This is a genomic window from Paraburkholderia azotifigens (assembly GCF_007995085.1).
In the GTDB taxonomy this organism is placed as follows: domain Bacteria; phylum Pseudomonadota; class Gammaproteobacteria; order Burkholderiales; family Burkholderiaceae; genus Paraburkholderia; species Paraburkholderia azotifigens.
Genome location: NZ_VOQS01000003.1, coordinates 1,842,520 through 1,865,384 on the forward strand (window position 1 = coordinate 1,842,520; position 22,865 = coordinate 1,865,384).

At 60.3% G+C, this 22,865-nt stretch carries 21 protein-coding genes and 2 pseudogenes; 16 read left to right on the top strand and 7 right to left on the bottom strand.

Annotated elements, in window-relative coordinates; translation table 11 throughout:
* Position 1 precedes the first annotated feature (1 nt).
* Together FRZ40_RS25445 and FRZ40_RS25450 are read left to right on the top strand one after the other, a co-directional pair.
* On the top strand, positions 2 to 1,345 hold the full coding sequence (locus FRZ40_RS25445) for an MFS transporter (RefSeq protein WP_147235979.1): 1,344 nt from the start codon (positions 2 to 4) through the stop codon (positions 1,343 to 1,345).
* 275 nt (positions 1,346 to 1,620) lie between these two features.
* A complete protein-coding gene (locus FRZ40_RS25450; RefSeq protein ID WP_147235980.1) occupies positions 1,621 to 3,735 on the top strand; it encodes a PAS domain-containing hybrid sensor histidine kinase/response regulator in 2,115 nt (704 codons plus the stop codon).
* Positions 3,736 to 3,882: 147 nt separating this feature from the next.
* Here the strand turns inward: FRZ40_RS25450 and FRZ40_RS25460 are convergent, their stop codons facing one another.
* On the bottom strand, positions 3,883 to 4,830 hold the full coding sequence (locus FRZ40_RS25460) for a helix-turn-helix domain-containing protein (protein WP_147235981.1): 948 nt from the start codon (positions 4,828 to 4,830) through the stop codon (positions 3,883 to 3,885).
* 85 nt (positions 4,831 to 4,915) lie between these two features.
* Between FRZ40_RS25460 and FRZ40_RS25465 the strand changes: the two genes are divergently transcribed.
* The 10 genes and pseudogenes from FRZ40_RS25465 to FRZ40_RS25510 all read left to right on the top strand — a co-directional run bounded on the left by FRZ40_RS25465 (position 4,916) and on the right by FRZ40_RS25510 (position 14,383).
* Positions 4,916 to 5,221, top strand: coding sequence for a carboxymuconolactone decarboxylase family protein (locus FRZ40_RS25465; RefSeq protein WP_028366704.1), 306 nt, complete (start codon positions 4,916 to 4,918; stop codon positions 5,219 to 5,221).
* A 361-nt stretch (positions 5,222 to 5,582) separates the two neighbouring features.
* Complete coding sequence (locus FRZ40_RS25470) at positions 5,583 to 6,254, top strand: GntR family transcriptional regulator (RefSeq protein WP_147236784.1); 672 nt, start codon at positions 5,583 to 5,585, stop codon at positions 6,252 to 6,254.
* A 118-nt stretch (positions 6,255 to 6,372) separates the two neighbouring features.
* Positions 6,373 to 7,167: an ABC transporter substrate-binding protein gene (locus FRZ40_RS25475; RefSeq protein ID WP_028366706.1), complete on the top strand. Its 795-nt coding sequence runs from the start codon at positions 6,373 to 6,375 to the stop codon at positions 7,165 to 7,167.
* A 53-nt stretch (positions 7,168 to 7,220) separates the two neighbouring features.
* Complete coding sequence (locus FRZ40_RS25480) at positions 7,221 to 7,919, top strand: ABC transporter permease (protein ID WP_147235982.1); 699 nt, start codon at positions 7,221 to 7,223, stop codon at positions 7,917 to 7,919.
* Entirely contained in the window at positions 7,916 to 8,641 is a 726-nt protein-coding gene (locus FRZ40_RS25485; protein ID WP_028366708.1) for an ABC transporter permease, read from the top strand. Before FRZ40_RS25480 ends, FRZ40_RS25485 begins: the two co-directional genes overlap by 4 nt.
* Positions 8,642 to 8,651: 10 nt before the next feature.
* A complete protein-coding gene (locus FRZ40_RS25490; RefSeq protein WP_147235983.1) occupies positions 8,652 to 9,416 on the top strand; it encodes an ABC transporter ATP-binding protein in 765 nt (254 codons plus the stop codon).
* A gap of 52 nt (positions 9,417 to 9,468) precedes the next feature.
* A pseudogene (locus FRZ40_RS25495) lies at positions 9,469 to 10,842 on the top strand (aspartate aminotransferase family protein); the annotation flags it as partial.
* A gap of 17 nt (positions 10,843 to 10,859) precedes the next feature.
* A complete protein-coding gene (gene ggt / locus FRZ40_RS25500; protein ID WP_028366711.1) occupies positions 10,860 to 12,452 on the top strand; it encodes a gamma-glutamyltransferase in 1,593 nt (530 codons plus the stop codon).
* A 32-nt stretch (positions 12,453 to 12,484) separates the two neighbouring features.
* Positions 12,485 to 13,465 (top strand): agmatinase, encoded by a 981-nt coding sequence (gene speB / locus FRZ40_RS25505; protein ID WP_147235984.1) that lies wholly within the window; start codon positions 12,485 to 12,487, stop codon positions 13,463 to 13,465.
* A gap of 126 nt (positions 13,466 to 13,591) precedes the next feature.
* A complete protein-coding gene (locus tag FRZ40_RS25510; protein WP_147235985.1) occupies positions 13,592 to 14,383 on the top strand; it encodes an SDR family NAD(P)-dependent oxidoreductase in 792 nt (263 codons plus the stop codon).
* A 46-nt stretch (positions 14,384 to 14,429) separates the two neighbouring features.
* On the opposite strand, the gene FRZ40_RS25515 is transcribed toward FRZ40_RS25510, so the two are convergent.
* From FRZ40_RS25515 to FRZ40_RS25535, 5 genes and pseudogenes are all read right to left on the bottom strand, one after another.
* Entirely contained in the window at positions 14,430 to 14,951 is a 522-nt protein-coding gene (locus FRZ40_RS25515) for a sensor histidine kinase (protein ID WP_240057278.1), read from the bottom strand.
* A gap of 39 nt (positions 14,952 to 14,990) precedes the next feature.
* Positions 14,991 to 16,337, bottom strand: coding sequence for an IS4 family transposase (locus FRZ40_RS25520; protein WP_147235987.1), 1,347 nt, complete (start codon positions 16,335 to 16,337; stop codon positions 14,991 to 14,993).
* Between the two features lie 122 nt (positions 16,338 to 16,459).
* Positions 16,460 to 17,257, bottom strand: a pseudogene (locus tag FRZ40_RS25525) (histidine kinase dimerization/phospho-acceptor domain-containing protein); the annotation flags it as partial.
* 29 nt (positions 17,258 to 17,286) lie between these two features.
* A complete protein-coding gene (locus FRZ40_RS25530; RefSeq protein WP_028366715.1) occupies positions 17,287 to 17,718 on the bottom strand; it encodes a hypothetical protein in 432 nt (143 codons plus the stop codon).
* Between the two features lie 61 nt (positions 17,719 to 17,779).
* Positions 17,780 to 18,526 (bottom strand): COG4705 family protein, encoded by a 747-nt coding sequence (locus FRZ40_RS25535; RefSeq protein ID WP_147236785.1) that lies wholly within the window; start codon positions 18,524 to 18,526, stop codon positions 17,780 to 17,782.
* Positions 18,527 to 18,916: 390 nt separating this feature from the next.
* Between FRZ40_RS25535 and FRZ40_RS25540 the strand changes: the two genes are divergently transcribed.
* Positions 18,917 to 19,213, top strand: coding sequence for a DUF4148 domain-containing protein (locus FRZ40_RS25540; protein WP_147235988.1), 297 nt, complete (start codon positions 18,917 to 18,919; stop codon positions 19,211 to 19,213).
* Positions 19,214 to 19,289: 76 nt separating this feature from the next.
* The gene (locus FRZ40_RS44715) at positions 19,290 to 19,694 is read left to right on the top strand and encodes a hypothetical protein (RefSeq protein ID WP_158647030.1); all 405 of its coding nucleotides are present in this window, start codon (positions 19,290 to 19,292) and stop codon (positions 19,692 to 19,694) included.
* A gap of 439 nt (positions 19,695 to 20,133) precedes the next feature.
* Here the strand turns inward: FRZ40_RS44715 and bfr are convergent, their stop codons facing one another.
* Positions 20,134 to 20,610: a bacterioferritin gene (bfr, locus tag FRZ40_RS25550; protein WP_147235989.1), complete on the bottom strand. Its 477-nt coding sequence runs from the start codon at positions 20,608 to 20,610 to the stop codon at positions 20,134 to 20,136.
* Positions 20,611 to 20,685: 75 nt separating this feature from the next.
* Between bfr and FRZ40_RS25555 the strand changes: the two genes are divergently transcribed.
* Both FRZ40_RS25555 and cysS read left to right on the top strand, forming a co-directional pair.
* A complete protein-coding gene (locus FRZ40_RS25555) occupies positions 20,686 to 21,060 on the top strand; it encodes a TonB-dependent receptor domain-containing protein (RefSeq protein WP_240057279.1) in 375 nt (124 codons plus the stop codon).
* A 244-nt stretch (positions 21,061 to 21,304) separates the two neighbouring features.
* A complete protein-coding gene (gene cysS, locus FRZ40_RS25560; RefSeq protein ID WP_147235990.1) occupies positions 21,305 to 22,711 on the top strand; it encodes a cysteine--tRNA ligase in 1,407 nt (468 codons plus the stop codon).
* Positions 22,712 to 22,865: the final 154 nt, after the last annotated feature.

The following is a 22,865-nucleotide window of genomic DNA, read 5'->3' on the forward strand; positions in this document are numbered from 1 at the left end:
GATGGGGTACGCACATTCACATACATGGGACCGCGCGACAGGGCAGCGCCAGTCAACCAGCCTGCTGCGCCGCGCGATCGCGGCATCGGCGCTCGGCAACGCCACGGAGTGGTTCGACTACGGAATCTACGCATACGGTCTGAGCTACATATCGGCGGCGCTGTTCCCTGGCAGCACGGCTCAGGCAACGCTATTCGCGCTCGCCACGTTTGCGATTTCATTTCTGATCCGTCCGCTGGGCGGCTTGTTCTGGGGCCCGCTCGGCGATCGTCTCGGCCGCAAGCAGGTGCTCGCGATGACGATCATCCTGATGTCGCTGGCAACGCTGCTGGTCGGACTCGTGCCGACTTACGCGCACATCGGCTGGTGGGCGCCGACGCTGTTGATCGTCCTGCGCATGATTCAGGGCTTTTCGACGGGCGGAGAATACGGCGGCGCGGCGACTTTCATGGCCGAATATGCGCCTGACCACAAGCGCGGTTTTTGCGGCAGCTTCCTCGAGTTCGCCACGCTCGCGGGCTTTTCGCTTGGCGCGTTGCTGATGCTCGGCTGTTCGGTCGTGCTCGGCAATACCGCGATGCACGAATGGGGATGGCGGCTGCCGTTCCTGATCGCGGCGCCGCTCGGGTTGATCGGCTTCTATCTGCGCTCGAAGCTCGAGGACACGCCCGTCTTCGTCGAACTGGAGCGCACGAGCCAGAACGAGAAGCCAGGCAGCGTCACGCTGACGGCGCTGATTGCCGGGTACTGGCGGCCCCTGGTGTTGCTTGGTGGACTCGTGGTGGCGCTGAACGTAGTGAACTACGTGCTGCTCGCGTACATGCCGACCTTCATGCAGAAGCAACTCGGCATGAGCGACAACATGTCGTTGCTGGTGCCGCTTATCGGCATGCTCACAATGATGGTGTTTCTGCCGTTCGCCGGGACATTTTCCGACCGGGTCGGCCGCAAGAGCGTCTGGTGGTTTTCGCTTGTCGGGCTTTTTGTCGCCGCTATTCCGATGTTCCTGCTGATGAAGCAGGGTCTGGTTGGCGCATTGATCGGCTTCTCGGTGCTGGGGCTTCTGTACGTGCCGCAGCTTGCCAGCATCTCGGCGATGTTCCCCGCGATGTTCCCGACGCACGTGCGATATGCGGGGATGGCGATCGCGTATAACGTGTCGACGTCGATCTTCGGCGGCACGGCCCCGATGATCAACGAGTGGTTCATCGCACGCACCGGCAATGTGCTCGTGCCGGCGTACTACATGATGGGCGCGTGTGTGATCGGTGCGTTGGCGCTGATCTTCGTCACGGAGACGTCGGGCTGTTCGTTGCGCGGGCGCGGCATACCGGGGAAGGCATGAGGCGTCGTTAGAGAGAGGGCGTCCATATCGGACGGATGCCCTTGGCCGCGACTTCGATTTTCTTGCAGGGCTGAATCACCGTCGTCCAAATGGTCGCGACGCGGATACCAGCTCTTGAGGTCAATTTGCCCGCCGTTTGATCGACGACGGCAATGTGAAGTAGAACCACCCGAATGCGACTGCGGTCTCCCGACCGGGTACGGCGTTTGCTCATCTGTCTTTCCCCGGGCTTTCCCCGAGCTCTCCGACTTACAGTCGAGCAGATGATGTCTGACATGAAGTGGCCAGCGAACGCGTTTGGCTGTGCAGGCTGGGAAGGCGACATGGCGCAGCGGATTGCCGCGTTCGACTGGTCGCCGACCGCGCTCGGCCCGCGGGCGGGCTGGTCCAGGAGCCTCAACGCCGCCATCCAGAACATGCTGGCGTGCCCCGTTCCGCTTGTGATGCTGTGGGGCACGCCGGGCATCATGATCTACAACGACGCCTATGCCGGTTTTGCCGGCGGACGTCATCCGTATCTGCTGGGCAGGCCCGTCGAGGAGGGTTGGCCCGAGATTGCCGAGTTCAACCGGAATGTCGTCGATACCTGCCTGTCGGGCGCCACGCTTTCCTACAAGGACAAGCAACTCGCATTGCAACGCAGCGGCCAGCTTGAAGATGTCTGGATGGATCTTCACTACAGTCCTGTCGCGGAAGACGACGGACGTCCGGCCGGCGTGCTGGCAATCGTCTTCGAGACAACCGCCAAGGTACTCGCCGAGCATCAGAAGCAACGCGCCGAAATAGCGGCCCGCGAAGCAAACGAACGGCTGCAGCTCGCGCTCAGTTCCGGGCTGGTGCTCGGAACGTGGGTGTGGGAGATCGTCGGCGACCGGTTCACGGGCGACGAACGGTTCAGCAATACGTTCGGTGTGGATAGCGATCAGGGTGCCGGCGAGGCAGTCGAGCATATCTTGCGCAGCGTTCATCCCGACGACCGCCAACGAGTTCGCGATCAGTTGCATCGCACGTTCGGCAGCGACGGGCAATATCGCGCCGAATACCGTGTCCGCATGGCGGGCGGCGCATATCGCTGGGTGCTCGCCAGCGGTCGATGCGAATACGACGCGACGGGCCGTCCTCGTCGCTTGCCGGGCGTCGTCGTGGACATTCACGAGCGCAAGATCGCCGAAGAAGAACTGCTGAAGCTGACGCAGACATTGGAGCAGCGGGTCACACAGGCGGTCGCGGCTCGCGTCGAGGCCGAGGAGCGCTTGCGGCAGGTGCAAAAGCTGGAGGCGATCGGAGGATTGACGGGCGGTGTTGCACACGACTTCAATAACGTGCTGCAGATTATCTCGGCGAATCTGCAACTGATTTCGATGGCCGTGCACGATCAGCCGGGCCTGGAGCGGCGCATCGATGTCGCCAGCCAGGCGGTGAGCCGGGGCGCGAGGCTCGCGGCGCAGCTGCTGGCATTTGCGCGCAGACAGCCGCTGTCTCCTTCAGTCGTGAACATGGCGACGCTGTTCCGGAGCAACTCGGATCTGCTTCGCAGGGCACTGCCCGAAACGATCGAACTCTCGATCGACGTTTCGGCTCAAGCGTGGAATCTGTTTGCGGACAAGAACCAGCTCGAGAACGCGCTGCTGAATCTCGTGATCAACTCGCGCGATGCAATCACTCGCGGCGGGATCATCCGGCTTCAGGTGTCCAACGTCGATTCGACCCAGGACGAGCGCGCGACCTCGCTGCGCCTGCCGCAAGGCGAATACGTGCGTATCTCTGTCGTGGACAACGGATCGGGGATGACGGAGGACGTGAAGGCGCGGGCGTTCGAACCTTTCTTTTCGACCAAGCGCGAGGGCCACGGGACAGGGCTCGGTCTTAGCATGGTGTTCGGCTTCATGTCGCAGAGCGCAGGCCATATCGATATCCAGACGCGCGAAGGCAAAGGCACGACTGTCTCGCTGTACTTTCCCCGTTGTCATGAAAGCGAGCGCGCCGAAGGGGCAACGCAAAGTGTGCGCGCGTCACGCGGCGGCGAAACCGTGCTTGTTGCCGAAGATGACACCGCAGTGCGGCTGGCTGCCGTCGACATGCTTGCCCAACTCGGCTACAAGGTGCTCTCGGCGCAGGACGGCGATGCCGCACTTTCCATGCTGCGCGGCGGCACGCATATCGACGTCCTGTTCACCGACGTCGTCATGCCGGGCACCATACGCAGCAGCGAACTGGCGCGCATTGCGGCCAGTCCGCCTCACAACGCGAAAGTCGTATTTGCGTCGGGCTACACGCGGGACATCATCGTTCATGAGGGGCGGCTGGACGAAGGTGTCGTGCTGCTCAGAAAGCCGTACAGGATGCACGATCTGGCGCAGACGATCCGGCGGGTTCTCGACGGGAATTGAACGATCGATGCAGCGCACGCCCTATGCCGTGCCTCTTTCTCCGGGATCGGACAGTGCCTGCAACGCCCGCTCGAACGCCGCTGTGCCGCCCGTCGCCGCCTGCGTGATGAGTGCGCCCGGCAACCGAAAAGGGCTGGCGCAGACCGCTTAATTTGCCGCGTGCGGCCGACGCCTGAACGCGGTCGGGTCCATGCCATGCATCGCGTGGAAAGCCTGCGAGAAGTTGCTTCGACTCGAGAACCCGACCATCTTCGCGACCCCTGCCACCGGAAGCGTGGTCGTCGCCAGCAACCCGGCTGCTTTTCGCAGCCGCACGAGCTTAAGCATGCTCATCGGCGGCTGCCCGAACGCCTTCATGAACTGCGCTGCAAAGGCCGAACGGCTCATGCCGGCGATATCGGCCAATCGCTCCACGGTCCATGGCGATGCCGGGCGTTCAAAGATCGCTTCGAGCGCCCCTGCGAGCCGCTTGTCGGCAAAGCCTGCCGCCCATGGAAGTTCGGCGCCTCCCGCATCGATCTGCCGCCGCATCACCATGATCAAACACTGCTTGAGCAATGCCTCCACCAGCGCTCGGGAACCGAGCCCGGGCCGCGCGGATTCCGCCAGCAGCAAGACGAACTGATTCTTCAAGCCCGACGGCCCGTCGAACTGTGCGATCAGCGGCCGCCGCAGCGTGCTGAACGGATCCGTGCCGTGATTCGTATCGAGCTTCAATTCCCCGCATGCCGTGGCGATGCCGGCCGCGCCTTCACCTGCCTGGATTGTCGGCACCGTTTCGCGCGAAGGCCAATCGGTGAGGCGCCCATGGTTCGTTTCGTTGCTGGGCGACGGATGGCCGCTTTCTATCGCGTAGGCGGTGCCAGGCGGCAACAGCACGAAACTGTGCGAGTTCAGCGCGATGCGTTCGCCGCTTTGCATCACGAGTGCGCCGCTGCCTTCCATGCAGTAGTGAAGGCTTGCCGTTGCACAGGCGTCGAAGCGGGCGCTCCAGCCGTCGCGGATATCGCAGAGCGTGAAGTTCGCCACGCCGATGTCCAATGCGGCAAGAAAGCGTTCGAGGACGGGAAGCTCAAAGATAGCGCGACGAGTCATGGACGAATTCGAACCAGATCGAGACCAAATGGAACAGACGGCTCTCTACTATAAGCGTGCAGGCCATTGATTACAGGAGAATCCCATGTTCGATATGAAGCATCTTAGCCGACTCAAGAAGCTGGACGAAAACGCACCGGAAGCAATGAAAAGTTTCTGGGCATTCGACAAGGCGGTGTTCGAAGAAGGCGCGTTGAGCGCGCAACAGAAGCAGCTTATTGCCGTCGCGGTCGCGTTGACCACGCAGTGCCCGTACTGCATTGAACTGCATACGAAAGCCGCGCGCGATGCAGGCGCCAACGAAGCGCAACTGTCGGAAGCTGCGCTCGTGGCGGCGGCCATCCGTGCGGGCGGCGCCATCACGCACGCTTCGCATCTGTTCCGCGGCTAGGCACGCTCGGGAGTCCGGTATGATCGGGCTCTCGAACCGGCATGCCTGAGCGCTGACTCATGGCTGTTGCCGCCGACATGTCGTTTCCAGCGGAAGGTCGGTCCGACCTTCCACACTCTTCCGCCGCTGCGCCCCCGAAACCGACGGGCGCTAACCGCCCGTCATCGACTTCACCCCAATCGCCGATCTGTTCTCAGCCGAACATGCACCTTCGGCGCTTTGCACACGACGCGTAGCCTTGCGCAGCGATCAAGGGTTTTCCCTTATTTTGGCGCTTTATTGGATTGATATATTAAATCCACGGATACAAATATCCAGTCTTACATATAAATTTCAAACGGGTGCGACGATCCAGAACATCATGGAAGACAGCGTTCATTCATTTCGTGCCGGGTTTGCGGCCACTGCGGAAGAAGAGGCCTATGCGCATGTGCTGTATCGCATCCGCATGGGTACCTACCGCGCCGGTGACCGGCTGATTCCCGAAGAGATCGCCGCTGAGATCGACACGAGCCGCATGCCGGTGCGCGAAGCATTCCGCAGACTCGCAAGCGAAGGACTCGTTGTCATCCGGCCGAATCGCGGGGCGATCGTTCGCGGCCTCGATGCCGACGAAATGGAAGAGGTCTTCTGCATGCGCGGCGCGCTTGAAGGGCTCGCGGCGAAGATGGCGCTGCCCCGAATCACGCCGACGCATATCGCCGAACTCGCCCGGCTGCTGGAAGTCATGGAGAGCCACGAGCAGGACGCACACCAATGGGTCAGCGCGCACCGGAATTTCCACGAGTACCTGTGTCAGCTAAGCGGACGCAAACGCCTTGTCGCACAGATTGCCGGCCTTCACACCGTCGTCGAACCGCACATGCGGCTGTGGTTGCAACTCGCGGACAAGCCGATGACTTCGCGCGACGACCATACGACCATCATCGATGCGATCAGTAGCGGCGATCCCGCTGCAGTCGAAACCGCCGTGCGGGAGCACATCGAAGCGACCGTGCCGGCGCTGCGTCAGTGGATGACGTCGAATCGCTAAAAGCAAAAGCCATACAAAGATCCTGGGAGACACGTTTTTTGCATTAGTAGTACGAACATAAAGAGTGCGACGGACACACAAGGTTGCACGTGATGACATCAACCCATTGAGCCTCGACATGAAACGACTCGTAAAGAATCTTCTGGGACTGGCCGTATGCATGCTTGCCTTGACTGCACATGCGAAGGAATGGAAAGACATCCGCATCGGCTATGAAGGCGCTTATCCGCCGTTCTCGTCGATTCAGCCGGACGGCAAACCGGTTGGTTTCGATATCGACGTGATCCATGCGCTGTGTGCGCAAATGCACGCGAACTGCACGCTGGTGCAGATCAACTGGGATGGCCTGATTCCCGCGTTGCAGGCCGAGAAGATCGACGCGATCGTCGCTTCCGTCGCAATCACGGCGGAGCGCAAACAGAAGGTCGACTTCACGGAAAAGTACTACAACTCGCCGCGCAGACTGATTGCATCGAAGACAAGTCCGATCAAGGACGCGACGCCTGCCGAACTGAAGGGCAAGCGCGTCGGCGTGCAGCGCGGCACGCTGGCCGACAAATACGCGAGCGCGTACTGGGCGCAAAGCGGCGTGCAGATCGTGCGCTATGCGACGCAGGACGAGGCGTATATGGACCTTCGCTCCGGCCGTCTCGACGCCGGTTTGCAGGATGCGACAGCTGCCTATAGCGCGTTCCTCACCAAGCCGGAAGGTGCGAACTTCAAGTTCGTCGGGCAGCCGATTCTCGGCGCGACGCCGGAACAGAAGGCATTGCTCGGCGAAGGCTACGGCATTCCCGTGCGCAAGGGCGACGACGATCTGAAGCAGCAATTCAATCACGCCATTGAAGCGATCCGCGCAAACGGCACCTATCAGTCGATCGAGAAGAAGTACTTCGACTTCGACATCTACTGATATCGCCGGCGGGCTGCATCGCGGGTTCCCATCACGCAATCACAGGCGGAATCATGCTCGAACTTCAGCGGTATTTCCCCGCGCTTTTGCAGGGTGCCGGGATTACGCTCATCCTCGCTGTTTCGTCGGTGGTGCTCGCGGTGTGCCTCGGCATGGTCGGTGCGGTGGCGAAGCTCTACGGGTCGCGGGCCGTCGTGTCGATGGCTTCTGCCTACACCACGCTTATCCGCGGCGTACCCGAGTTCGTCATGATGCTGCTCGTGTTTTACGGCGGGCAACTGATCCTCAATCAGATCGCCTCGATAATCGGATTTCATGCACCGGATGTCGACGCCTTCGTCGCAGCCGTGCTGACCATCGGCTTCATATTCGGCGCGTATTACACCGAGACCTTTCGCGGCGCGATTCTGAGCGTGCCGCGCGGGCAGATGGAAGCGGCGCGCGCGTACGGTTTTTCCGGCTGGCTCGCGTTCCGGCGCATTCTTTTTCCGCAGATGATGCGTCTCGCGCTGCCTGCTGCCGTCAACAACTGGCTCGTGCTGCTGAAGGCGACCGCGATCGCCTCGCTGATCGGTCTGCACGATGTGATGTTCATCGCCGATCAGGCGGGCCGCACGACGCAGGCGCCCATGACTTTCTATCTGGCCGCTTGCGCCGTCTATCTCGTGGTCACATCGGGCTCGACGGCCTGTCTGGCGAGAGCACGCACGTATCTTCAAAGAGGCGTTCGCGAAGGGAGCCTGCACCGATGACATACGAACAGTTCGGCCAACTGTTTTCTTCTTATGCGAGCGGACTTTGGGTGACGGTGCAGCTGACGGTTCTCTCCCTGTCGCTAGGATTGTTGATCGCCATTCCGCTGGCAGTACTGCGCGTGTCGCCGAGGCGTGTCGCAAGCGGGCCCGTCGCGCTCTACACATGGTTCATGCGCGGAACGCCGCTGCTCGCGCAACTGATGATCGTCTACTACGGCTTCGGCCAGTTCCAGTGGATGCAGGACGCCTGGCAGCGCGGTAATCCCGTTCTGTCGCTGTTGCGTGATCCGTACTGGTGCGCGCTGATTGCATTGACGGCAAACACCTGCGCCTACACGACGGAGATTCTGGCGGGAGCGCTGCGTGCGACGCCGTATGGCGAGATCGAGGCGGCGCAGGCGTACGGCATGAGCCGGATGATGGCCTGGCGAAGAATCCTGTTGCCCTCGGCGCTGCGCCGGTTCATACCCGCATATAGCAACGAAGTGATCCTGATGCTGCACGGAACGTCGATTGTGAGCGCCATCACGATCGTCGATCTGACGGGTGTCGCGCGCGATTTCTACGCGAACTATTACGCGCCGTTCGAGGCGTTCATCTCGGTCGGAACCGTGTATTTCGGGCTGACGACCATCATCACGTTCCTGGTCCGGCTCACCGAACGCAGGTATCTGGTTTATCTGCGTCCCCAGAACTTTGCGAATCTCGCTAAAGGCTAAAACACGTCATATGAACGCATTGACCGTCGAAAATCTGCACAAACGATACGGCGACAACGAAGTACTCAAGGGCGTTTCGCTGTCGGCGAAAAGAGGCGACGTGATCAGCATGATCGGCTCGTCGGGTTCCGGTAAGAGCACCTTCCTGCGATGCATCAACTTTCTCGAATCGCCGTCGTCGGGGCGGGTGAGCCTGAATGGCAGCGAAGTGCGCACGTCGACGGGCGGAAAAGGCGAAATCCGGATCAGCGATCCCGCGCAGTTGCGGCAGATGCGGACCCGCCTTGCGATGGTCTTCCAGCACTTCAATCTTTGGGCGCACATGACCGTGCTGGAGAACGTCATGGAAGCGCCCCGGCATGTGTTGAAGCTGACCAGAGCGGAAGCCACCGAGCGCGCCCAGCGCTATCTGGAGCAGGTCGGCATGACCCGCTTCGCGAACGCCTATCCATCGCATCTGTCGGGCGGACAGCAGCAGCGCGTCGCCATCGCGCGGGCGCTCGCCATGGAACCGGAAGCGTTGCTGTTCGACGAGCCGACGTCTGCGCTGGACCCCGAACTCGTCGGCGATGTGCTCAAGGTCATGCGCGATCTCGCAGAAGAAGGCCGGACGATGATCGTGGTGACGCACGAAATGGGCTTTGCCCGCGAGGTCTCGAATCATGTGGTCTTTCTTCATCAAGGCGTGGTCGAGGAAGAAGGGCACCCCAAAGAAGTACTGAAAACGCCGAAAAGCGAGCGGCTGCAGCGCTTTCTGTCAGGGGCGATGAAGTAGCGCACGCGGCACGAACGGAACACCGACGTGAAAGAGACGAACAAGGAATGAACTCATGCAAAACCTGAAACAGAACGACATCGATCATTACCTTCACCCGTACACCAATCTGAGCCTTCATCGCGAGGTGGGACCGATGGTGATCGAGCGCGGCGAGGGCGTGTACGTCTACGATTCAGAGGGCAAACGATATCTCGAAGGGCTTGGCGGGCTGTTCTGCGCATCGCTTGGCTTTAGCGAACATCGGCTCGCGGACGCCGCCGACGGGCAGATGAGAAAGCTGCCGTTCTATCACGCGTTTGGACACAAGTCGTCGGAGCCTTCAATCCGGCTGGCAGAGAAGTTGATCTCGATAGCGCCCGTGCCGATGTCGAAAGTGTTCTTCGCGAACTCCGGTTCCGAAGCCAACGACACTGCCGTCAAGCTGATCTGGTATTTCAACAACGCCATCGGCCGGCCGCAGAAGAAGAAAATCATCTCGCGCACGCGTGCCTATCACGGCGTGACGATTGCGTCGGCGAGTCTCACGGGCTTGCCGAACAATCATCGCGACTTCGATCTGCCTATCGACAGAATCCTGCATACCGACTGTCCGCACTTCTATCGTTACGGCTTGCCAGGCGAGAGCGAAGAACAGTTCGCGACGCGCTGCGCCGAATCGCTTGAACGTCTGATTCTTGCTGAGGGCGCGGACACCGTCGCGGCGTTCTTTGCCGAGCCGATCATGGCGTCCGGCGGCGTGATCGTTCCGCCCGCCACCTACATGGAGAAAATCCAGGCGGTGCTGAAGCGGCACGACATCCTGCTCGTCGCCGATGAAGTCATTTGCGGCTTTGGCCGTACGGGAAACATGTTCGGCTCGCAGACCTACGGGATGCAGCCCGACATGATCACGATGGCCAAACAGCTGTCGGCAGGCTATCTGCCCATCTCGGCGGTGATGGTCAACGAGCGGATCTATAAAGGCCTCGTCACCGAAAGCGAGAAGATCGGCACGTTTGGACACGGCTTCACGTATAGCGGTCATCCCGTGTGCGCAGCCGTCGCGCTGGAGACGCTGAAGATCTACGAGGAAGACGGCATTCTCGAACATGTTCGAGCCGTTACGCCGCACTTCCAGGAGCGCGTGGCGGAACTCGGCCGGCATCCTCTCGTCGGCGAGGCGCGCGGCGCCGGTCTGCTGGCGGCTGTCGAGCTGGTCGCGGACAAACAGAGCAAGGAGCCTTTTCCTCCGTCTGAAGCCGTGGCTGCCTATGCGGGCACGCGCGCCTTGTCACACGGTCTGATTACGCGCGCGCTGGGCGATACCGTCAATTTCTGTCCGCCGCTGATCGTGTCTCACGCGCAGATCGACGAAATGTTCGATGCCGCAAAACGCGCGCTCGACGACACGCTCGCATGGCGCAAAGCGCTGCACGACAAATGATGGAACGGGGATACAGCATGAGAGATTTCGAGCAACCGGGCAGGTCGCTGGTGATGTCGAAGGACGGCATGGCGGCGACCTCGCATCCCGCATCGACGCTGGCGGCAGTGAAGATTCTGGAGGCAGGCGGCAACGCGATGGATGCGGCAATTGCCGCGTGTGCCGTGCAATGCGTGGTCGAGCCGGGGTCGACGGGAATCGGCGGCGACTGCTTCGCCCTGTACTCGCGTGGCGGCAGCGAGGACATCGTCGCCTTCAACGGCTCCGGATGGGCGCCGAAGGCGGCCAGCGTATCCATGCTTGCGTCGATGGGCGTGTCGTCGATCGAGCGCCATTCGCCGCATGCCGTGACGGTGCCGGGCGCCGTCGACGCATGGGCGACGCTCGCGCGCGACCACGGCTCGATGCCGTTCAAGTCGCTGTTCGCATCGGCGATCAGGCATGCAAGCGAAGGCTATGCGGTGGCGCCGCGCGCGGCAGCCGATTGGGCGAATCAGGCCGCGTTGCTGCGTCTGGACAAGACGAGCCGCGAGCAAATGTTGAGCGACGGCATGTCGCCCGCTGCGGGTACGCTTCACCGGCAACCGTTGCTCGCGAAGTCGCTGATGGCCATTGCGGAAGCGGGCCCGCGTGTCTTCTACGAAGGCTTTATCGCGGAGGATATGGTCGCCTGTTTGCAGGGCAAGGGCGGCCTGCATACACTCGACGACTTCGCGCAGTATCGCGGCGAATACGTGAAGCCGATCAAGGCGAGCTTCCGCGGCTATGACGTGCATGAATGTCCGCCGAACGGACAGGGCATCATCGCGCTGCTGATACTGAAGATTCTCGAAGGATTCGATGCAACCGACGATCCGCTCGGCGCCGACCGGCTTCACCGGGAAATCGAAGCGACGCGGCTGGCCTATTCGATCCGCGACGCGCTGCTCGGCGACCCGCGCGGGACGCCGATCGATGTCGATGCGTTGCTGTCGGACGAAACCGTTGCGAAGCTGCGCGCGAGAATCTCGCTCGACCATGCGATGACGGACGTATCCACGTATCGTCCCGCCGATCACAAGGACACGGTCTATATCTGCGTCGTCGACAAGGATCGCAATTGCGCGAGCTTCATCAACTCGCTGTTTCATCCGTTCGGCAGCGGGATCATGGCGCCGCATAGCGGCGTGATGCTGCATAACCGTGGCCAGAGTTTTGCCGTCGAGGAAGGACATCCCAATGCGATCGCGCCGCACGCTAGACCCATGCACACCATCATTCCCGGCATGGTCACGAAAGACGGCAAGGTGCAGATGACCTTCGGCGTGATGGGCGGCCACTATCAGGCAATGGGGCACGCTCATTTTCTGTCGAAGGTGCTGGACTATGGACTGGACATGCAGTCGGCGATCTCGTTGCCGCGCGTGTTTCCGCAACCGGGCACGGGTGTCGTCGAAGCGGAATCCACCTTGCCGGCTGCGACGCGCGACGAATTGACGAAACGCGGATTCAGACTGGCGCCCCCGAACTGGGCCATCGGCGGCGCGCAGGCCATCAGGATCGACTGGGACAACGGCACGCTGATCGGCGCGTCGGACCATCGCAAGGACGGCTGCGCATTGGGCATCTGACCGCTTCACAACGATCACGCTCGCGGAACGACATGGACAAACGCGAAGTCATACGCGGCGACGGCGCAATTCGTCGCGAGTCGCCATATGGATCATCGAAGGAAAACACCTATGCCGGTGTCGTGTCCTTCATGAGGCGGCTTTACACGAAGGATCTGACGGGTATCGACCTCGCCGTCACAGGCGTGCCGCTGGACATCGCAACGACGAACCGGCCCGGCGCGCGCCTCGGGCCTCGCGCGATCCGCTCGGCGAGCAGCCAGCTCGGCGTGCTGCTTCCGTACCCGTGGGGCGTCAATCCGTTCGACGACTATGCGGTAATCGATTACGGCGATTGCTGGCTCGACGTGCACAATCCCGCGACGGTGAAGGAGACGATCGTCGCGCACGCGCGCACCATACTCGCATCGGGCGCGAAGATGCTGACGCTAGGCGGCGACCATTACATCAGCTATCCGTTGCTGGTCGCGCATGCGCAGAAGTATGGCAAGGGGTTGTCGGTGGTCCATTTCGATGCGCATTGCGATACATGGCCCGACGATCAGCCCGACAGTCTCAATCGCGGTTCGATGTTTTACAAGGCCGTCAAGGAAGGATTGATCGACCCGCAGCGGTCCGTGCAAATCGGCATCCGCACGTGGAACGACGATTTCATGGGCTTTCATGTTCTGGACGCACCGTGGGTACATGAACATGGCGTGAGAGCGACGATCGAGCGCATCGTCTCGGTCGTCGGGGACCGTCCGGCGTATTTCACGTTCGATGTCGACAGCCTGGACCCCGCGTTTGCGCCGGGCACGGGAACGCCGGTTCCTGGCGGTCTTTCCACAGCTCAGGCGTTTGCGATCATGCGTGGACTCGGCGCGATCGACCTGATCGGCGCGGACGTCGTCGAGGTTGCTCCCGCATATGATCATGCGGATATCACGGCGCTGGCGGCCGCGCACGTGGCGAGCGAACTGGTCTGCCTGTTCCGGCATCGCGCAATGAGCGGAAAGGGAGGCGCGAGGTAAACAGGCGGGCGATCGCGACGAAAGCATCAATCTCCAGCACAATGCGCGTGTGGGGCCCGAGGGCATCTATGGCCGATCGCCGATCGGTACGGCTGGACCCATTCACGACATGGAGCGGAGACGACAATGGATCTGAAACTGCGTGGGAAGGTTGCGGTGTTGACGGGCGCGAGCGTCGGCATTGGACTGGCGGTCGCGGAAGGGTTCGCTGCCGAAGGCGTAAGTCTCGTGCTGGCGGCGCGCCAGCGCGACCGGCTCGAACAGATTTCGGCGGACATTGCCGCGCGCCACGGCGTACGCGTCGTCCCCGTGGCGTGCGACGTGGCGACGAAGGAAGGCGTGGACGCGCTGGTCGACGCGGCGAACCAGCAATTCGACGGCGCGGATATCCTGTTCAACAACGCGGGCACGGGCAGCAACGAGACCATCATGGAAGCGCCCGACGAGAAGTGGCAGTCGTACTGGGACTTGCATGTGATGGCGGCAGTGCGGCTTGCGCGTGGGCTCGTGCCGTCGATGAAGCGGCGAGGCGGAGGAGCGATTCTGCATAACGCGTCGATCTGCGCGGTGCAGCCGCTCGGCTACGAGCCGATCTACAACGTGACCAAAGCCGCGCTGATGATGTTTTCGAAGAATCTCGCCAACGAGGTGATCAAAGACAATATCCGCGTGAACACGATCAATCCCGGCCTCGTTCTCACGCCCGACTGGATCAAGACTGCGAAGGAGCTGACGCAGGACACGGGCGGCGATTGGGAAGGGCATCTGCAACAGGTGGCCGACGAGTTCGCGCCGATCCGCCGCTTCGCGACGCCAACGGAGCTGGCGGACTTCATCGTGTTTCTGTGCTCGGAGCGCGCGAGCTATAGTGTTGGTTCGACCTGTTTCGTCGACGGCGGGATGTTGCGGACGGTTTGAGCGCGAATCGGGTTCGGCTTGCCAGCCGGACGCATTGCCGTCCCCGCTAAGGCTGGCTTTCAGAACGAAGTCCCGACAGCGTGACATTCAACCCAGGCCGACCGGCATGGTTTTTCATCCGCAGCGTCGCGTGATGCCGTTGCGCGACCTTGAGTGCGATCGCCAGTCCAAGACCGCTGCCCTGTTCCTTGGTGCCTGTGCTGCGATAGAAGCGATCGAACACACGCTCGCACTCTTCGTCGGGAAGACCGGGCCCACTATCGGAGACGCCGACACTCACCAGGCCGTCTTCGCGTTTGATCACGACATCGACCTTTCCGCCGTTCGGCGTATAGCGGATTGCGTTATCGATCAGATTGGTGAGCAATATTTCGATTCCGGCGGGCTCCACGTTGACCTTGAATGAGTCGTCCGGTTGTGCGGATGGAGCGCATTCCAGACCGAGATCGATCTGCTTCGCCTCCGCAAGCAGAGAAATATCCGCGACGACCCGCTCACACAGCCGCCGCAAGCTGACCAGCTCGAATCGCGCGTTCGTTTGCGCCTCTTCGCGAGCCAGCGTCAGCAACTGATGCACAAGATGGATGAGCCGGTTGAGACCATCTCGTTATACAGAAGTGTCGTACCCGTCGCGCAGGATCTGGATGGTGATCACCGCATCCATGACACGCTGCATACCAATCCACAGTGTCTTCGCGCCGGGTTCACCATCGCCCTTGCGTCCGAGGAATCCACCCAGTGACGCGATCATCCGTATCATCTGGTTAAGCGTCGGTGGCTTTTTTGGGCGGGGTTTCTTTGAGAGCACGTGTGCGCCGTGTATCTCGTCAGCCTCAAAGAACAGCGAGGCATCCAGGTCCGGGCAGGTCCTGCCCAGTCGCATGAGCCGTGCGATACGCCAGGACACCACCATATACAGCACAAGCGCCTTCTCCACGCGCTCCATCTGCGAGAGCTGCAGCGTTTCAACCCGGCAGGCGTTCTTCAACACATTGAAGAACATCTCGATCTCCCACCTCGCGCGGTACCAGTCAATCAGTTCGGTGAGCGCATGCGCATCGGGCACTTCGCGATTGCTCAGCAGGCGCCAGACGACGGGCTTCACGTCAGTGGGCGCATCCACTTCACATGCCTCAATGCAGCTCAGCTCGACGCCGCCGCGCCCGGGTAACGTCACGCGCTGTGCGCGCAGCTCCTGCTTCACTTCACGCGCCTTCTGGCCACCTCGCCCGGGCAGCACGAAGCTGATATGACCGAGCACCTCGCTCGCGTGTACCGTCTCCCACAGTTTCGCTTCGCCCTTGAGTGCGCGGTTGTGCTGGGAGCGGATCAGCCAGTCAGCCGGTTCGCCCAACTCCTGCGCACGCTGCATGAGCGCGGCGATATCACCCTCGCGATCGGCCATATATACCAGCCGCGTGCCGGGCATGGCTGCCGCCTGCTGCGCCACGATCTCATAACTTTCGATCCATCGAACGCTCTCGCGCACGCCGCCACGCTGGCCGTTTTCGTCGCGCGGCTCGCGTGCCCACATCCAGGCGTTCATGACACCCAGCGCCTCGCGATCCGGTGTGACCGCATAGGTCGCGTGAAGATACATGCCCACCTGCGCTTCGTAACTGAGCGGGCCGGCCCCCTCGATGTCCTGGCCGTTGAAATTCAGCTCCGTCGTGTCAGCCACGCAGAGGACTACCGGTAACTCGCCCATGCGCGCAGTGGTGCGCTCCCAGTGCGGCTGCATCATGTCGCGCCAGTCGATGTGCTCATTGCCCAGAAAGCGATACGCCGCCATGGTCTCGGCCCAGCCCTCACAGGCACCCGGAATACTCGCAGTGGGACGCGTGGCAAACCGCTTCAGCAATTGCTTCGCCCGACGATCCCGCCTTGGGTCACCCAGATCCAGTGTTTCAAATTCCTCGTCCACCCACGCTCCCGGCTCATTGCGAATCTGCATTCGAAAAGTCGAGAGTAAACGCGAAATTCCGGCCGTTAACAACCCCTGTCACGCCGGTGCATCGCTCAATGCGCTTTTGGGCAAACGTCCGCTACTGCGGCCACTTCTGTATAACGAGATGGGTTGAGACGGCCCTCGATACGCTCGAAGGTCTGCTTGCTTCCAACCAGTGACCCATCCCGCTCGGCGGACTGCAACTGAAGCTTCAATGCCGCCAGAGGCGAGCGCAATTCGTGTGCAGCATCGGCGACGAATGTGCGTTGCGTTTGTGATGCAACGTCGAGTCGATGCAGAAGATCGTTCAGCGCGTGGACGAGTGGTTCGATTTCGATCGGTGTGCCTGCACTCAGCCGCAAGGGTTCGAGCGAATCTAAGGAGCGCTTTGTCAATGCACGGGAGATGTCTGCAAGCGGTGCGAGCCCCCGCCCGACGACGACCAGCACGATCGCGATAATGGCGGGGATGAGCAGAGCGAGCGGTGCCAGTGTACGTAACGCGAGCCGCAGCGCGAGATCCTCGCGCACGGATATCGGCTGCGCAATCTGGATGAAGCGGCTGTCCTGTTTGACGCCATACACGCGCCAGTGATATTCGTCGCGTTCAATTGTGCGCAGACCGGGCGAGAAGCGCGGGAGATCCACGCCTCCCAGCGATTTGTATACGCTTCCGCCATCCTGATTCCACACTTCGATAAACAGGCGGTCTTCTGACAGGCCTTCGAAGTCCGGCTTTCTTTGAAGAAGGGTATCGGCCGCACGGATGTTCGCGGGCAGCGACTCGGCCACGGTGCGCAGCTCGTAGTCGAATAGCTCGCTGGCTTCGTCGCGTGCAGTGTGGAATATGCCGTAGCCTGCGGTCAACGCCGACACGCCAAGTCCGGCGATTAACCATCCCAGTAGCCAACGCCGGATTGACGTCATTCGCATCGCCTGGATCGTTGCTGCGTCGCTCAAGCCTTTGCGCTCATTCGATCCATCAACGCCAACAGATCGGCCAGTGTTTTCTTGCACTTTGCTTCGCTTGGCGAACTCTCGCGAAGCGCTTCGAGCGCACCGTCGATCGACTTGTCCAGTTTGTGCCAATCCGCGGCCGCTCGTGGCTTGAGTGCGGGTTCAGCATCGTCCCAGGACGTTTCGAGATCCTTGATCCGTTTCTTCGCGCCTGCGAGATCGTGTGCATCGACCAGCTTCGATGTATCGGCCACAACGACGCGGAATTTCGACAGATCACCAAGCTTCGAAGCTTCTGTCGCCGCATTTGCGTAAGAGACGGGCGAAAGCGCCGTGACCCATTGCGGAGTCTTCGCGCTGTATGACACGCCGGACACGACGGCTACCGTCGTTGCGACAAGAAGTCCCGACCTGACGATGGCGTGTTTCATTCTTGATTCTCCGTTCGAGAGACAGCGATAAATGGACAAATAATGGGGCGCAGAAATGTGGTCATGTGGTGCTGGCGTTGCCGTGTCTGGTCCGCGCTGCGGTGTGCAGGATGACGAGCATGACGATCACCGAAAGAAAGGCGACGCTGGTGACGATCGTGCCCATACCCATGCCGCCATATTCCCTGGATTGCGAGAGAAGATCGCCGAGCGAGGCGCCGAAGGGTCGGGTGAGGATGTATGCGAGCCAGAAGGTCAGCACGCGATTCGCGCCGAGGTAGGCGGCCACACCCATCATGACGAGCAGAAAGCCGAATACGACTACGCCGGGACCGAAGCCGAGTCCCAGCGCTTCAGTTGCCAGGTCGCCGGCCGCCGTCCCCAGTGCGAACGTCACGAGGATAGCCGCCCAGTAAAACAGCTCGCGCTTGCGAGTGACGATGGTATGAATGGAAAGCGTTCGTTCGCTCTGGTACCAGACCTCAAAGATCACGCAGAGCAGGACACCGAATGCGGCGGTGCTGACGTAAAGACTCACGCCGAGAACATCGCTGAGCAAGTCGGTCAACTGCGTGCCGACGATGCTCACCAGCACTACGGTTAGCCAGTAAATCCATGGAACGTAGGCCCGCTTCTTCAACTGCGCGACGAGCGCCGCCGCGAGGAACATGAGCGTGAGCGCTATCGTCACCGCGGTGCCAAGGCCGACGTGAACGGCGAGATAGTCGGCGCCCGTTTCGCCGACAGTGGTGGATAGAACCTTGATTGTCCAGAAGGCGATCGTGACTTCGGGAACCTTGTTCTGCAGCATCGCGTGATGTTCGCGTGACATTCCTTTGCACCCCTTTTCTCACGATGAGTCACTCGTTTTTCAGGTTGCACTATGAGGGCGCGTACCTTATCGAATGCTTAGGGGATGGATTGCGAGCGCTGTTATTTCTCTTGCTGGATCGCGAATCGCGATTGCGTTAGATAACAGGATCGTAATCATGCTGCCAGCATGTCGTTATCGTGACACGCGGACAATCCTTCATCATGTGATCCAGTCGATGGCCCACGACCGAAGAATCGGATATGCGGTTCTGGAAGATAAGGATTCTTTAAGTTGTCGGGACTAGTCTGAACGTGAAGCACCGCCGGTTCGATTCTGAATGCGGATAGTTGCTTGCCAATTTATTGCTCATCAAAGGAGAGCCAGATGAAAATCTCATTCACCATTTCCATGATCGTTGCTGCGCTCGCAATGCCGATGATTTCATACGCAAAAGCCGATTCGAATGGATTGACGCGCGACGAGGTCAAGGCGCAGATCGTGCAAGCGGGGAAGGACGGCACCTTGCACCAGTCGAAGGTGCACTACCCCGAATACGATCAGAATGCTTCTGCTGCAGGACGACAGTCCGCGAGCGGATATGGAACGATGCCGTTGAATTTCTCGCAGTCGGGCTCGCCAGTAAAGAGCGGAAGCAATAGCCAGCTGTTCGAGCACCATTGATGCGTACACGGGCTATCGCGCGATGGCCCAGTCGATTGCCGCATCGAACAGTGGTTGTCCCGATGACGAGAGGTTCGTGAACGAATCGTTGCTCATCGAGCGGCACGGGCAGCGTGCGCCATCCGGGAAGGACGTCCCTGGACGACACCGTCGACGAAATGACGATCAGCCCGGCGTCGCGCGCGAGTTCGGTGCGAGGGTTCTGATCGACGAGTTGCACCGGATAGCCCCGTTCGCGAAGATGCGTGGCAATCCGTTCGTCGACGGCGATGTCAAGGCCGTTCGGTTGCACGACCATGACGATCCTGTTTCGTGCATCGCGGGCTTTGGCGCGGATCGTGCCCGGCATGATCGATGCCGTCATGAGACCGAGCGCGGAAAGGAGTGCGGTTCTACGTTTCATCACAGCTTCCTCGTGCATCAGAACTCGAGTGTGGACAGGAGCGACACTTGCCGCGCATCGCCGACCGCCACGAAATAGCGGTTGGCGCTCGACGGATAGTAGGTCTTGTTGAAGAGGTTCTTGACGTTCAGCTGAAACGAAAACGGGTCGCACGCACTGCATAAAAAACGGGCCCGGCAAAAATGGCCGGGCCCTCATAAAGGCGGCTGGGGAAGGCGACCGAAAGTACTGATGTATCGTCGATACCCTAACTCAACCACCTGCGTGGACGGAGTGCTTCAAGGACAGGAGAAGCATAGCGCCGGATGGCTTAGCAATTTCTTAAGCAGTTGCATCGGGCGCATCTTTTCGATTGCCGTCGTTGACGGCTGCTTGTTTAGAAGCTGTGGCATCGCTTGAAGAAGAATCCATAAGACCGAATGGCGATATCGGCGCGATTGATTTTGAAGACCTTGCGCTGTCAAGGCTGTATTCACGCCTCAGCGCCTGGCGGACGCAATCACGTTGCTATCGACGCTTATCCCGGCGAACCCATCGCCGATTGCTGGTAGTTCTGGATTCCAATCTTGTCGATCAACTCGATCTGAATCTCCAGCCAGTCGATGTGATCTTCCGTGTCGTCGAGGATGTCGGAGAAGATCACTCTCGACGCGTAGTCTTTGACCAATTCGCAGTAAGCGATCGCCTCTTTGCAGTGAGCCTGCGCGGATTGTTCGAGCTTGAGGTCGCATTGCAGCACCTCGAGCGTATCTTCGCCGACGAGGAGCTTCGCGAGATCCTGCAAATTAGGCAGACCGTCGAGCATGAAGATTCGCTCGATCAGCTTGTCGGCATGCTTCATTTCCTCGATCGACTCGTCGTACTCATGCTTGCCGAGCTGTTCGAGACCCCAGTGCTTGTAGAGGCGTGCATGCATAAAGTACTGATTGATCGCCGTCAGTTCGTACTTTAGTTCGGCGTTCAGATATTCAATGACTTTTGGATCGGCTTGCATGGCAACTCCCGTCATTCGGCAAAACTTCCTAGAGGATAGACGGTAGACGCAAGCAGGGTGATAACGAGACCGGGAGTGAAAACGATTCGCTTTCTAGATCTCTGTACGAGCCTCAAGGTCACGCGGGATCGGATCTACCGCGCGCCGCGTTGGACGCTGACTGGCCGCGTCGAATACAACCCATCGTATATGCACCGCCTGACGCTTGCATTCGGTGGCCGTTACGTGAGCGACATGGCTGTCGATGCCGCGAATACGCAATTCGTGCCGGCCTATACAGTGTTCGATCTGAGCGGCAAGTACGAAACGCGCATTGCGGGCAAGGAAGTGACGTTCCGCGCGGGCATCAACAACCTCTTGAATCGCCGGTACTGGACGACTGCATGGGGCTATTACGTCAGCCCGTCGGCTACGCGTACTGCTGTAGCGAGCGCGACGATGCAGTTCTGAGCGCGAATCAAACCAGCCGTCGAGCAAACAGGTGTTGACCACTTATCACGACTGACGCTAGCATCCAGTACATGTCGATCCACAGCACACCCCTCGTCCTGTTCGCACGCGCATGTTGCCATGACATGCCGGAGGGAGGCTGCGTCTAGCGTTCGCTATACGTCGAGTCAATTGCCTTCTGGCCGCCCGTTGAAAAACCGGCGGCCTTTTTGTTTTTGTTCAATGCCGCAGAACGGAGAGTGCCATGCCGCCGCTCATGTTGTACGACACCTGGTCGCGCACGCTGCGCCCGTTTGTATCGATCGATGCGGGCCGTGTCGGCATGTACTGCTGCGGACCGACTGTCTATGACCACGCGCATATCGGCAATCTGAGAACCTATGTGTTCGAGGATATCTTGCGCCGCGCGTTAGTGCGCAATGGCTACGAAGTGCGACATGTCGTGAACATCACCGATGTCGGCCATCTGGTCTCCGATGCCGATGAAGGCGAGGACAAGATGGAGAAGGGCAGCCGACGCACGGGCGAGTCGGCGTGGACAATTGCGAATCGCTATACCGACGCGTTCATGTCGGACTGGCGCGCGCTCAATCTGCTGGCGCCGTCGGTGTGGTGCCGCGCCACCGATCATATCGCTGAGCAAATCGCCTTTATCGTTGAACTCGAACATGCGGGTTATGTGTACAGGACGGACGACGGCCTCTACTTCGATACCAGCAAGCAGGATAGCTACGGCCACATCGCAAGACTCGATCGCGCTGGCTTGCAGGCGGGCAAGCGCGTAGGGCTTGGTGCAAAGAAGAACATTACTGACTTCGCGCTGTGGAAGTTCAGTGCCCTCGATGTGAAGCGGCAAATGGAATGGGACAGTCCTTGGGGGCGCGGCTTTCCAGGGTGGCATATCGAGTGCTCGGCGATGTCCGCGAAGTACCTTGGCACATGGTTCGATATCCATTGCGGTGGCGAAGACCATGTCGCCGTGCATCACAGCAATGAAATCGCACAGACGGAAGCGGCCTACGGTACGCGCCTCGCGAACTTCTGGATGCATGGTCACTTTCTGACGCTAAGCGCCGGGAAGATGTCGAAGTCCGGTGGAGATTTCATTCGTCTGCAAACGCTGAACGACAGGCATATCGATCCGATTGCATATCGGTATCTATGCCTTGCCGCGCACTATCGCAGCAACTTGCATTTCACATGGGCATCGCTGGATGCGGCGCAGACCGCGTTGAACCGGCTTCGTCACGCTTATGCAGGTTGGCCCGAAGGCGGCGCCGTCGATGCTCGATTCGTCGAGCGATTCGACGCGCGAGTGAATGAGGATCTCGACGTCCCCAGTGCGCTCGCCGTGCTTTGGGAACTGGTGAAGAGCGACTCGCCGGCCGCGACGCGGCGCGCGACCGTCGACAGTTTCGATGCAGTGCTGGGGCTCGGATTGCGCGACTGGACGCTTCCCGCGACAGAGATTCCCGACGACATTCAGGGGCTGCTCGACGAACGCATGCGAGTGCGGCTCGAACGCGACTGGGCAAAGGCCGACGAGCTAAGAGCCAGGTTACGGCTTTTGGGCTGGCGAGTTGAAGATGGTCGCGATGGACAACGTGTAGTCCGGATATCTGCCGACAATCCAGATCACATTGCTTCGTGATCGCCACGTAAGTTCGATCCGAGACGCACTTCCGTCAATGATGCATCGTCAAGTTCAATCAGCTTCGCTGAACCCGATGCTTTGCGGCGTCATCGGATTGCGACCTGCCAGCCCTGGCCTCTCACCCAAAAAAAATGGCGCCGCAGACATCGAG